Origin of the sequence: Bacteroides sp. AR20, assembly GCF_964250605.1 — a bacterium.
GTDB classification, from domain to species: domain Bacteria; phylum Bacteroidota; class Bacteroidia; order Bacteroidales; family Bacteroidaceae; genus Bacteroides; species Bacteroides uniformis.
Genome location: NZ_CAXUGK010000027.1, coordinates 48746 through 62179, shown reverse-complemented (window position 1 = coordinate 62179; position 13434 = coordinate 48746). Strand labels below are relative to the sequence as shown.

Below are 13434 nucleotides of genomic sequence, written 5' to 3'. Positions count from 1 at the left end.
TTGGCGCGGGCCGTTCCCCGACCGATGAGTTTTCTAGAGATAAATAATGCGTGACACAGTTTATTTTACACTACCGTGTAACGATAAAGGCTTAAAAAGAATATACAACATTCAACATCATTATTTTCCGATTATAATACTGTTGTTATTGTTCTGCATGAGACATACTATTATTTACAGTTGGATGACGGTAATAGGCAATCCGCTATTTGGAAAAATTGAAGACACGCCATTTAATGACATTCTTTTTATACTTCTCGTACTTATTCCTTTAATAAGTTTTATATGTATTTGTAAGAACATCACCAAACGCTTCATCTGTAAAACAATCTACTTAATGCTTGGCATACTAACATTTTATATATATGTTCGAATAACACCTACATATAGGGAATTATGTACGCCTTTTTATAGTGAATACCTCAATGGTTTTTATTATGTCGACGCGAGCATGTTCTGTTTACTAATGCAAATAGCCATCTTATCGTGCCTTTCACACAAAAAAAGAGAGAAACCCTCTTCACCTCTGGCAGTACCCGCAATAACCCTGCACGATGACACTTGTCCATCCGATGATATTCTACATAGAAAAGAAGAAGCCAATCAACTGGTCGAATATTTGGAAAAGAATCCTGTATACTCCGGTGCGATAGGAGTGTCTGTAGAGGGTGAATGGGGATGTGGAAAAACCACTTTTCTACACTATATGGAGGAAGAATATATCAAAAGAGAAATACATCCTATTTGGTTTAATCCATGGAAAGACAATATCAAAGACATCAAATCGTCTTTCCTAAATCTATTGTACAGTAAATTTGAAAACAACGATGTAACAACTTCTCTACTGCGTAAGTATGAATCGAAAATCAAAGTGACCAACATCACCAATTGGTTCTCTTTAATAATACTTTCCGTGAAGCACTTATTGGGAAAAGAAGAGAAGGACTTTGCTGACATTAAGAAGGAACTAAATCAACAAATGTCAATGGAAAAATATACAACCGTAGTTTTCATTGATGACTGTGACCGACTGGAAAACAACATATTCGTGGAAGTAATTTCACTTATTCGAACCGTGGCTGACCTACCTCGCTTCACTATCATTGTAACTTTTGACCCTAACCAAGCCGACCGGGTTCTTGGAAATAATGGTGGAAAAATGTACTTAAAAAAGATGTTCAATGTAAGCCACAAACTTTTTACTCTAAGCAATGGAGAACTGAGTCTATATCTCTACGAAGAGATGAAAAAGATGAATATGCCTCTACCAGAGCAAGAGAATCCGTTTGAAACACTCTCAATCAAGGAATTCTTACCCACCATACGAGATGCCAAGCATTATCTCAATCTTCTCAGCCAAGATATAAAGAGCTATCTTGGCAAAGAAGATTTCAAGAATCTGGTATGGAGTAAATGGTATTTGGTAGAGTTACTAAAACACTGTGATTCATATCTCTATACCCAACTAAAAAGCACGCCTGCCCGATGGCTTGACACATCCAAAAAAGTATGCAAGAATTGGGAATTTGTAGTACCCCGGCAAGAATGGATAGAAGCACAAGATAAAGATATAAAAAGGATTCTCCAATCCCTGTTCTGCGACACGACTTCATCATTCAGACCATTCGACATTACCAATACCCTATACTATCAGCGTTATTTCACTCCATCTATGCCATCGTATTTTCTCTCTTATAAAGAGTTCGCCGAAATAGATACAGATAAAAATCTTCGCGACACTTTTGAAAGCCTAATAAAAAGTGGTAAACAGAATCTACCGCATCTTATTATGGAAACCAGTCAATCTCAAGGCTATTATTATGTGCTCCCTATTTTAGAAGCGTATGTATCCGCAAAACAGAAAATTTCACACTTCAATACAATAACATCCTTCTATACCAGTACCTATTACAGAGAAACTGCAAATATTATAAAAGATGAACCATGGCTATGTCAAATGACATGGGAATCATTGGGCAACACTGGATTTAATGAATATAAAGAAGAAGACAAAAAAGGAGTTCCCTTTTTTGAACATTACTTGAAAAACACAAAAGACATAACAGCACTTGCGGCACTTTTCTGTTCTGTAATGCATCAATATAGTCCTACTGAATATTTAGATGCCAACCATTTCTTTTACCTATTACTGAAAAAAGAAATGACCAGTTCTTCTCCAGATTACGCAAACATGTTATGGATGATAGCGGATTGTGTAGATCCAAGCTTAAACGAACTATTTCTCGATAAATTTCTTGATGAGCACTTCCTTGATATATTACCTCATATCTTTACATTCGTAAAAAATGAAAATGACCTATACATCTTGGCAAAACACGACGGTTTAAGAGGTATCTTTGATACAAGCAGACATTTTAAACAGAAAATAAACAAATGGCAACAAGAAAAAAGATACCCGGAAGTATTGCTCGAAGAAGTGTCATCCCTTGTATTCTTCACGGGAATATATCGGAAAGGAAACTATCAAAACCTGCATGCTTCACATCATCCACAACTAATGAAGTACAAGCCTAATACTGTGTTAAACACTCCAATCACCTCCCTAAAGATAAAATATGACTTTTGGAATGCGGAAACACGTTTTAACCTAACTGAAAACTTTTACTTTGAGATTGACCCAAACAGTTAAGAAACAAAATTACAGGTACCAACCTCGTCAAACCTATTTCAAAAATATTTTCAGTGGGAATTAATACCCAATGTATACTCATAAAAAGAGGTAAAATGCAAAGTAGCAGAAGTATACAGAGGCTGTGTGTCACCCCGGTAATATGAAAAACAGCACTATTGGAGCAACAGTTTAGTGTTATTTCCCCTTTTTCTCTTGCATATCAAATACATTTGACGTAATTTTGTCACATATAAGATATATCCAGATGCCGGCACAAACCTCTTTTCCATGTGACCGGCAATAGCGTAGCGTACTTTAGACTCATCGGACAACAACGCTTTAAAATCAAGAATTACATGAAATTCAGACAAGGACTTATGGTCTGTTGCCTGTTGTGCTGTGCCCTCAAGGTACAAGCTCAATATTCCATGGGTAACACCGGGCAGCTAAACATACCCACTGCCGAGATGCAAGAGGCAGGTACTTTTATGGGGGGGAGGAAACTATCTCCCGAACGGCATGACACCGTTTAACTTCAACACCGGAAATTATTTCGTCAACATCACATTTCTATCCTTTCTGGAGTTGAGTTATCGGTGTACACTATTGAAAACCAAACGGTATGACGGCAAGAAAGGCTACTTCCAGCAAGACCGCTCAATGACTGCACGCATACGACCCCTGAAAGAAGGAAAATACCGGCCCAGCTTGGTGGTAGGTGTAGATGACCCTTTTAAAAATACCGGAACCAACTACTTTGCCTCAGTTTACGGTACTCTGACCAAAGGTTTCTCCATCGTAAAAGGTGACCGCCTGGCACTGACAGCAGGCTACTATATCCCACTAAATGACCACAGCATAAAAGACGGCCCCTTCGGAGGCATCAGCTACTCCCCCGCTTTCTGCCGGGAGATGACTGTCATGGCGGAATATGATTCGGAAGGTTTCAATATGGGAGCTGCCGCCAGATTATGGAAGCATCTCTCCATCCATGTGTTTACCAGAGAATTCAACAGCATATCGGGAGGAATACGGTATGAATGCAGGCTGTTGCATTAGGAGAAGGATTAGGGATTAAATTAAGGAGAAGGATTAGGGATTGGAGAATAGAATGGATATTAAGAGAAAAGGCGGTTTGAAGTGGATGCTTGCGGCAGTGTTCGGTTGCTTTTTTGCAACGGCAGATGCTCAAGTGACAGAGAGCTTGAAAGCCATCGGGATGGAAAACATCCGATGTGTACAGACACCGGGGATGACTACCGTAAGCTTTGAGAACAATGTGTATAGAAGTTCCTGCACCGGGGTGGGCAAAGCCATAGATGCCTGCTTGGGAAGCAAGACGAAGGGAGATTTGCAGTTAGTGGTACTGGAAAACCTGATACCGAAGCTTTGCATCAATCTGCCGGACACGCTGACGGAAGCATACAGAAACGGGGAAATCAGCCTGATACAGGTATATCGGCAGATGGGGATTACAGCGGATACGGACCCTGCCATGAAGGTATTGAAAAACGCCGGTCGGGAAGAAGCGCCGTCTGCCTGGAAGGTGGATTTGGTGGTATATCCCGATTTGTTTTTAGAGAACAATACGTTTGACGAACTGTATACGTATGCCATCAACCTGAATCCGGCTGTGGAAATGGCTCTGTGGAAAGGCGGGAAAATGACCGCACAAGTGATACTGCCCGTAGCCACCAACCTGAGCGGAGAGATGAACCGGATAAGACCGGGAATCATCGCTTTATCTCAGGAAGTACGTTTCAGGCATAATATCTTCGGGAAAATGACGGTGGGCAACTTTACCAACAACCGCTACGGTGCGCAACTGGAAATAAAATACCGCACCGACAACGGACGCTGGGAACTGGGCGGAACGGCAGGCTCCACCGGTTTCTCCGCCGTCACCCGGGAAGACGGATGGTATATGGGCAGAAAACAACGTATCAATGCCTCGCTGAACGCTTCGTACTACGAACCGCACCTCAACTTGCAGTTCGACCTGAAAGCAGGGAGGTATATTTACGGTGATTATGGAGTGAGAGGAGACTGTACGCGGCACTTCGGAGAGTATGCCATCGGCTTGTATGCCCTCTGTACGGACGGAGAGATAAACGGAGGATTTCATTTTGCCATCCCCCTGCCGGGAAAGAAATGGAGCCAGAAAGGATTCTTCAGGGTAAAGCCTGCCGACTACTTTACATGGACATACGGCATGGTGGCAGATGGAGAATACATAGAAAAACGACTGGGAAGAAGTTACAGCACACGCCCTGACGAGAACCGGAGCAGCAACTTCTACCAGCCGGACTATATACGCTACTTCCTTATAAAAGAAATACAACGGGAACTATCAAAAGAAATACAACGGGAGTTATCAAAATAAATATTAATTAAACACTTGAATTTTATTAATTGACAAAGTTATGAAAAAGAAAAATTTGTTTTTTGGAGGTCTGCTGATGTTTGCCATGGCCTTTAGTACTGTAGCACTCATCGCCTGTGGTGACGATGACAAAGAGAATGAAGAAGTAGTAGATCCGCTGGAAACGGAAAAGGAATATTACATTGTGGGCACAGTGACAGCTACCGGCGGTGCATTGACCGGTGCCCAGGTAGATGCCGGAAACAACCTGACAGCTACTACCGATGCACAAGGCGTGTACATGCTGACCGTGAAAGAAACCGGTGAATATAACCTGAAATTCACAGCTACCGACATGGAAAGCATGGAAAGCAAAGTGACCATTGCCGCAAGCGCCGCCAATCGTACACAAACCACTCTGAATGTGAAAATGGCGAAAGCCATCAGCTTTGAAAATGTAGAAGAAGTGACAGTAGAAGCTGACAAGGAAACCAACGTGGAAGCTGCCCAGAACGAAACCTCTGCGGAAGAAGCAGCCACTACCACAACCGTATCCGTACCGGCACAAGCTGCTGAAGAAGGCACGACTATTGCCGCCGTAACTTACGAAGAGCCGAAAGCCAGCACAAGCGAAGAGGTGGCAGAAACTCCGAAAGAAGAAGCGGTGCCCGTGACGGCAGTAGCCATCAAAGTGACACCGGAAGATGCGGTGGCCAAAGCTCCTATTGAAATAAAGACAGCGGTAACAGGTAGTGCAAGCACCGGCTCTTACTTTGACCCTGCCTCCATGGAAGCGTTGAAAGATGCTGTTGTCACAAGAGCTGCCGTACACTTTGGAGACGTAACCTACAAAGACGGCAACTACGTCATTACAATTCCCGAAGGCGAAAAAATACAAGGCAAGTATCTGACCAATATCCTGCCAAGCAAAACTGTAAGCAAAATACAGCAAGGCGGATATAACACCGTGAACGGAGAAAACGGTGTAATCAAGATTGAAAACAGAGATTACTCGGCACTGACCGCCACTCTGAAGGTAATCACCAAGTGCGGCTGGGACTACACCACTACCCCGGAAGCTGCATTGCAAGCCGTGGGAGCCTCTAAAGGACTGGCTTCTGTCATCGAAAAGTGTATCACCAACGCCGAAGGCAGCAAGAATGGCTATTACACCGTAGAAAAAGAATTGAAGACCGCCATCAGCGGAAACAACCAACTGGTTTTCGGCAGCCGCAGCAAAACCCAGACGAAGACATATACATTCCCCGTATTCGTAAACGGTGCGAAAAAACAGGTAGTTGTCCAACTGAATTGCTACACGGGCTATACCGAAGAATACAGCAATACCCCTATCAACAAGCATTCAGGCGGTACAACCGGAAAATAAAGCGAACGGCATAACCTATAATCCCCTTTAAGCAATTTATCTGCCTATGACCATAGCCATTGATTTTGACGGTACCATCGTAGAGCACCGCTATCCCCGGATAGGAGAAGAGATTCCCTTTGCCACCGCTACGCTGAAGATGCTGATGGACGAGCGCCACCGGCTGATTCTGTGGACGGTACGTGAAGGGAAGCTTCTGGAGGAAGCCGTGGAATGGTGCAGGAAACGGGGTGTGGAATTCTATGCCGTCAACCGGGACTATCCGGAAGAAGACATCGCACACACCGGTTTTTCGCGCAAAGTAAAAGCCGATCTCTTTATCGATGACCGCAATCTGGGCGGACTGCCCGACTGGGGAAGCATCTACCGCATGGTGCATGACGGGCTGACCTACGAAGAACTGTTTCGCGAAAACAGTGAACCGGTCCGGCAGAAAAAGAAGGGCTTTTGGGCACGTTTGAAAAAATAATATCCAAATAAGATTTTTGACTTATGTCAATTCATAACCCGCAAAAACCTTCTAATTTTGTACTCGAAATAGAGAAAGATTAGTTTTATAAGAGTAAAGAGATTAGTTTTTAGGGTGCACTAAAAAAATAGGCAATATCCAACAATGGTTATTGCCTATTTTTATATATAGCCGGAAGCCAAGTACATCAATACAGACTTCCCAGGCCGACTTCCGTAAAGAGCTTCGCCAACTTCTCCACCACCGGTTTCATATAACGTTTTCCTTTCTCGGCAGAAGCTTTTTTGGGGTTCCCTACCCCGCTGTCGACTGTAGCCTTATCCCAATGGCGGGGAGCCCAGCCCACCTTTTCATTCAGGGAAGGAATAGCAAACGGTCGGGATTCTCCGTCACCGGCCTCAGCCAGATTCACCAGCTCGGGATGGTAATGCATCATGACGGAAGTCTCAGACTCGCCGGCATGGTCGTCGACAACAGCCTCAAAGTAGTCTTTGGGAGGGACGATGCTGAACCAGTCGGCAGCGATAATCAGAAAATCGGGATACACAAACGCCAGGTCACGAATCATTCCCTTGAAGTTGTTGCCGCCATGACCGCTGAGAATAATCAGCTTGCGCATGCCTTGTGCATAGAGGGAGGCAACTATGTCTTCCAGAATGGCCTGCTGGGTGGAATAGCGGGTATGGATGCAGAACGGAAGTTCGCGCTGCCCCGGATTGTGTGCACCGAAAGGTACGGGAGGCATCACCATGCAGCGTACACCGGAATTCTGTAAAGCCAATGCAGCCGCGTCTACGGCAATGTCATGCGGCAGAATACAATCAGTGAGATAAGGCAGATGCAGATTATGGGGCTCCGTAGCTCCCCAAGGCAGGATGACAACGTCATACTTCACTCCTTTCACCTTTCCATAGCAGGAAACAGTAAGGTCAATTTCTCTTTTTTCCATGATAGTTTATTTTGGGGGTAAATCTTTACCGCAAAAATAAACATTATTCCGTCACATTGAACCTATTGCCGGCGATATTCTTTAGGTGACATACCGGTGTGATGCTTGAAATACTTGCCAAAGAACGACTGGTTGGCAAAGTGCAGCTCGTCCGCAATTTCCTGAATGCTCAGCTCGGAAGACTTCAACAAGGCTTTGGCTTCCAAAACGACGAGACTGTCAATCCATTCGCCTGCCGTCTTTCCGCTGATTTCCTTCACTACGGTGGAAAGGTGCTTGGCGGTGAGGAACATCTTATCGGCATAATAGGACACACTTCGCTCTTCCTTATAGGACTCTGAAACGGCACGGATAAAGCGTTCGAACAAGTCTTCCTTCCTGCTTTTGGGTATGCGCTCCTGAACGGCATGCCCTTGATAGATGTTGTATATCTCATAGAACAGTGCCAGCAGCAATCCCTGGGTGATTTCCTTACGGAAAGGATTGTCCTTCAGCTTCACCTTGCTCCAGAGGAAAGAGTGATACTCCTGGAATGATTGGGATTCCTCCGGAGTGATGTGGACGAAAGGCCGTTCCTTAATCATGAAGAACATGGGGAAAAGCTGTTGCATGGTGGGTATCACCATATCCATAAAATCTTTTGAGACGGCAATGAAAAGTCCGGCAAAGTCATCGGAGCGTTCTCCTTGCAGAACAATCTGGTCGGGAAGGATAATACCCAACATACCTTCCCGCATTTCACATTGCTGCAAGTTGAGTTCCAGTTTGCACCACCCTTTCAGGCAGACAGTCAGGCAAGCAGCATTCAAACGGGTGGGATAAGAGCTCAAAGACATGTCCTTGATGTCATCAAAAATAGCAAAATCATTGCCGATGAAATCGATCATCGGCAAATGATGTATCTGGGAAATATCTACATTCCGTATTCTCTTAGTATCCATGGTTTTTGTGCTTTGGCGACAAATGTAGGACTATTTTGCGGAATTTAGCTCTAAAAATCCTTAAATGGAAACTTTTAGTTCATTATCTTGAAGCCGACAAAGAAGGTTCTCGGCTGCGTAGGTCCGTAGAAATAGCCCGCATCGCGGAATTCCCCTTTATCCAGGTCTTTCTGGAAACTGTTGAAGATATTCTGTACACCCGTATTCAACTGAAGCTTGATATGGTCGTGAAGCACAAACGTATAGTTCAGCTTCACATTCAGGTCCAGGAATTGGGGAGTATGCTCCATGCGGTCCGAGGTGATATTGCAGAAGGCACCTTCGGGAGCATCTTCCGGTGCGTAGTGCGGAACAATCATCTTTCCCGTATAAGTGCCGGAAAGGGAGAAGTCGAAATTCTTCACCGGCGCCGAGGAGAAAGTGAAATATCCGTAATAGTCCGGTGTACGGGGCATGCGCTTGGTGGTAAGGTCTTTGCCGTCCACCTTCGTCCAGGCTTCCTCATGGATATAGCGGCTGCGCTGCGCCGTGAAGCCGAGCTGGAACTGCGCCTCCTTGCCGTGGGCAATCTTCGCATCCAGATTGGCACCGTATACGCGTGCGCCGTTTCCGTTGCGGCGCTCCTTGATGACATCCCCTACTTCGTTCTTGCCGATATCTTCGAGCACAAAGACGTGGCGCAGGTCTGTATAGAAACCCTCCACCAGGATGTTTGCCTGCCAGTGTCCCAGATGGGCAGTCCAGTCCACCGAACCGCTGTAACTGTTGGAGCGTTCTTCACTCAGGTTATCGGCGAGTTTGATTTGGACTCCCTTGCCGCCTACTGCCGTCACGTGCAAGTCCTCATCGTATGCCTGCGGAGCGCGGAAACCGGTAGAGTAAGTCAAGCGTGCCTGAAAATCATCTGCCGGCTTGTAGAGCAGGTTGACGCGGGGGCTGAAAATAAGCTTGTCTATCAGGTTGTGTTTGTCCAGGCGGGCGCCGACCAGCATGGTCAGTACGTTCATCTTCCACTCATTCTGCACGAAGGCGCTGGCAATGCGGACATCCTGCTCCATGTCACGATGATAGCCGGTCATGATGTCGTGCAGGGAGTTGTTCTGATATTCCAGTCCGCCGGTGAAGGTGGCGGGGGCAAAGAAGCAGTTGTCCATATTGCCCACATACATGCCGCCGGCAACCCAGGTCAGGTCTTTCGTCTTGCCGTAGGCATTCATGTTCTTTTGGGCACCATAGTAGCTGTTGCGGTCGGTGTGCTGGATGGAGGTGTAAGCCGAAATCTTATGCTTGTACTCTTTCCAGAACAAATCATAACTCACGCCTCCGCTATTGATGATATGCTTGGTCTGCTCGGTGATGTCCGTCTCGTGCGGCTGCAAATCGAATTTGTTGCCTCCGCGACGAAGTTCGTTGGTGGTATGGTATTCCAGATTGATGCGGCTGAAATGCGTAGGACGGTAATAGGCGCGGAAGCCGAAAGTATTCATGTTCAGCTTGCCCAGCTCGGAAAAGCCATCGCCATCGCGGTCGTAGGGGTTGCGGTTGCGGTAACTCTCATAAAAGGCAATGCCGTAAGAGTTATCTTTGGCAACCAGCGACACATTGCCACCCATATATTGCTCCCAGGACTTGCCGTCCATATTGGAGAACATGCTCGATACCTGAAAGGAATTGTTGATGGGGTCTTTGGTTATAATATTGATAGTTCCTCCCACAGCATTGGCCCCAAACAAGGCAGAGCCTCCGCCACGCACCACTTCTACCCGTTCAATCATGTTCACGGGGATTTGCTCCAATCCGTACACACCGCTCAATGCACTGATGATGGGACGGCTGTTTATCAATATCTGCGAATACGGACCTTCCAAGCCATTGATGCGCACCTGGGGGAAACCACAGTTCTGGCAGTTGTTCTCCACACGCAAGCCCGATTGGTAGTTCAGTGTCTTGGCAAGGTCGGTGGAGTTGACCATCTCGAACAATTTGGTACTCATCACATTTACAACTACCGGAGCTGCCTTGCGGCTTACCTCGTTGCGGTTGGCGGATACCACCACTTCATCGGTCATGAAACTCTCCTCTTCCATCGGGAAATGTATGACGGCAGTAAAGTCCTTGCTCACCGTCACCTCCTTCTCTTGGGTCTTGTAACCCACTGCCGACACACGGAGCTTGTATTTTCCCGCCGGAAGCTTGCGGAACTCAAATTGTCCTTCTTCATTGGAAACCGTTCCCTGACCACTGCCGATAATCAAAACCGTGGCATACGGTATATTTTCCTCCGTACCTTTCACTATCACATGGCCGGAAATCATATTGCCTTCTTTTATAGGATTTACGGCAAAAGCTACGCTGGCACTTACCACTGCAAGTACCAACGCCAAAATGTATTGTTTCATCAAATTAGCGCTCTAAATAAAAAAAATAATTCAAGTCTGAAAAAAGATAATCATCCGAGATGCCGCACTTCGTTCACTGAAATGCCGGACTTCGAGACTAAAATGCCTGGTATCTACATACAAAAAATCCAGGCGTTTTTAAACCTAATGACTATGAAAAAAGAGCGGGAGGAGCGCGAAGGGAAAGGGTACGTATCACTTCCCCCTTAACAGTAGGTGTTGCCGGTTTGGCTCTGAGCATGGCCAGCAAAGGACGCATCGGGTGCTGAATCTCATACACATCCACCCCGGAAGAGTAGAATGCCGACAAATGCCCGATGACCAGAAGGGAAGTCTGGGAGTGAGAGTGTGTGCCATGAAAAGGGTGCGAGTGCGTTATCATCACCCCATTCACATAATGGACGTGAGTGAACGCAGTGATACTTGCCTGGTACATGATAAACAGTACCAGCAAGCTCAATGCACCTATAATTTTTTTCTTCTGCTTCACGTCCAAAAACTTATACTATAGATTTTGAGCCGCAAAGATAGTGAATTATTCTTTAACTTTGCCAAACAAGAACTCATAATCACGCTTGGAAGCCGGAGCCGCCCACTCTTCGGGAATAAACTTCCACTGATTCAGCGTGCGCGGTTCAATCACCTTCTTCTGCTCAATGTACTGCATCAGATAATAGCGTAAGTCCTTATCCGTAGAGTGGATGATGCGTTCCTTCAATTCATCCTGCGAGATGCCGGCCCCCTTTGTCAGCAATTCGCCGCCACCGTTTCCGCGATAAGAATTCACCGCTACCTTATACATTTTATCCATATCGAACGGAGTACCGTCTGCCATACTGAGAATGGCTACCTTCTCGCCATCCGGCTTGGTCACATCCACCGTGTAGATAATACCCGCCGCAGAATCGAAGTTGAAGCTGAAATTCTTGAATGAGGCCCTATCCGTAGCACCTTCGCGGAGCTTCTCACGGAAGAGAAGGATATGGTCGTCCGGAAACTTCATCCGATTGGTCCACAAATCATACGACATCTCCAAGGCATCGCGTATCTCCTTTCCCGTCAGACGCATGGTGTAAAGCATATTTTCGTACTTATACAGATTGAACATATCGTTCACAAAAATGTCTCCCTTGCGGATTTCCGTGTCATAGGACAAGGGAGCCGCAAAAGAAATATCCGCCCCGCTGATTGCCAACTGCAATTCATGGATAAGGTCTATAAAAGCGGAAGAGCCGAAATAGGCAGGACGTGTGGAGATGGTCTCGGTAAAAGAACCTATTTTCTTGGAAACAAAATTCTGCACAGCTGCATATTCGGGGGCAAAGCGCTGCATGAACTCTTCGCTGACGCCGTAGTCTTGCGTATCGGACAGTATGCCGTCTATCTTCTTGTCTATAACTTTACCATCACGCAATTTCAAGGTTATGTCCACATTACTTACAACAACACCGTTACTGGCAGGGTCCATTACCAGTACCGAGTCACCGACTATGTTGCACACCCTCTTGCATTCGCGCGCATGGTCGTGCCCCATCAGGACAATATCGAATCCCGGCACGTTGCACGCCACTTCCACCGAAGCGTTTTCGCGATACTTGCCTCCCATCAGCTGGGCATCCTGGCCGGCATGGAACATACCGATAACCAAATCAGGCTTTTCCTGCTCACGGATAATCTTCATCCATTTGCGGGCAGTCTCCTCCATATCGTCGAAACGCAGCCCTTTCCACAGATTCTCTGAAAGCCATACGGGGATGGCAGGAGTTATCATACCGAGAACCACAATTTTCACTCCGTCACGTTCCAGCACCTCATAGGGTTTGAAATGGATTTCTCCGGTAGCAGTATCCACAATATTGGCACCCAATATCGGAAAACGGCAGTCACCTGCCCAACGGTCGAAAACGGTACGGCCGGTCTCTACGTCATGGTTACCCATATTGCCGGCATTATACCCCATGAAATTCATCATCTCCGCTGCCAGATGAGGGGCAACGGTATCTATGTAATTATAATAATAGGCTGTGGGCTGTCCCTGCAGAATGTCGCCATTGTCCAAAAGAATCAGGTTTTCGCCATAAGCCACACGTTCCTTTTGCACCAAAGCATGCACACGTGCCAGACTGCCGGTTGCCTCCCGGCGGCGTATAAAGTCGTAGGGATAGTAGTTTCCGTGTATATCACTGGTCTGTACGACTTTCAGTTTCACCTCTCTTTCCTGCGCAGGCAGTATGCTTGTCAGGACAAAAATCCAGATAAAAAAACAACTAAATCTTTTCATTATATTTCCTTATT

The 13434-nt window shown here is 45.9% G+C and carries 9 protein-coding genes and 1 pseudogene; 5 read left to right on the top strand and 5 right to left on the bottom strand.

Going from position 1 to position 13434, the window contains the following annotated elements; all coding sequences use genetic code 11:
- Positions 1-466 precede the first annotated feature (466 nt).
- From ACESTD_RS14055 to ACESTD_RS14035, 5 genes and pseudogenes are all read left to right on the top strand, one after another.
- Entirely contained in the window at positions 467-2650 is a 2184-nt protein-coding gene (locus tag ACESTD_RS14055; RefSeq protein WP_195288703.1) for a P-loop NTPase fold protein, read from the top strand.
- A gap of 359 nt (positions 2651-3009) precedes the next feature.
- Positions 3010-3691, top strand: a pseudogene (locus tag ACESTD_RS14050) (YjbH domain-containing protein).
- A gap of 52 nt (positions 3692-3743) precedes the next feature.
- The gene (locus ACESTD_RS14045) at positions 3744-5015 is read left to right on the top strand and encodes a YjbH domain-containing protein (RefSeq protein WP_373158949.1); all 1272 of its coding nucleotides are present in this window, start codon (positions 3744-3746) and stop codon (positions 5013-5015) included.
- 40 nt (positions 5016-5055) lie between these two features.
- Positions 5056-6381: a carboxypeptidase-like regulatory domain-containing protein gene (locus ACESTD_RS14040; protein WP_057097966.1), complete on the top strand. Its 1326-nt coding sequence runs from the start codon at positions 5056-5058 to the stop codon at positions 6379-6381.
- A gap of 46 nt (positions 6382-6427) precedes the next feature.
- Positions 6428-6850: a BT0820 family HAD-type phosphatase gene (locus tag ACESTD_RS14035; protein ID WP_022402130.1), complete on the top strand. Its 423-nt coding sequence runs from the start codon at positions 6428-6430 to the stop codon at positions 6848-6850.
- Positions 6851-7037: 187 nt separating this feature from the next.
- Here the strand turns inward: ACESTD_RS14035 and ACESTD_RS14030 are convergent, their stop codons facing one another.
- The 5 genes from ACESTD_RS14030 to ACESTD_RS14010 all read right to left on the bottom strand — a co-directional run bounded on the left by ACESTD_RS14030 (position 7038) and on the right by ACESTD_RS14010 (position 13420).
- Positions 7038-7799 carry a creatininase family protein gene (locus tag ACESTD_RS14030; RefSeq protein ID WP_022402129.1) on the bottom strand — a complete coding sequence of 254 codons (762 nt, stop codon included), beginning with the start codon at positions 7797-7799 and terminating at the stop codon, positions 7038-7040.
- A 62-nt stretch (positions 7800-7861) separates the two neighbouring features.
- Positions 7862-8740 (bottom strand): AraC family transcriptional regulator, encoded by an 879-nt coding sequence (locus ACESTD_RS14025; protein ID WP_009036861.1) that lies wholly within the window; start codon positions 8738-8740, stop codon positions 7862-7864.
- 74 nt (positions 8741-8814) lie between these two features.
- On the bottom strand, positions 8815-11139 hold the full coding sequence (locus tag ACESTD_RS14020) for a TonB-dependent receptor (RefSeq protein ID WP_022402128.1): 2325 nt from the start codon (positions 11137-11139) through the stop codon (positions 8815-8817).
- Between the two features lie 151 nt (positions 11140-11290).
- The gene (locus ACESTD_RS14015) at positions 11291-11629 is read right to left on the bottom strand and encodes a hypothetical protein (RefSeq protein ID WP_195288704.1); all 339 of its coding nucleotides are present in this window, start codon (positions 11627-11629) and stop codon (positions 11291-11293) included.
- Between the two features lie 45 nt (positions 11630-11674).
- A complete protein-coding gene (locus ACESTD_RS14010; protein WP_373158948.1) occupies positions 11675-13420 on the bottom strand; it encodes a bifunctional UDP-sugar hydrolase/5'-nucleotidase in 1746 nt (581 codons plus the stop codon).
- Positions 13421-13434 lie beyond the last annotated feature (14 nt).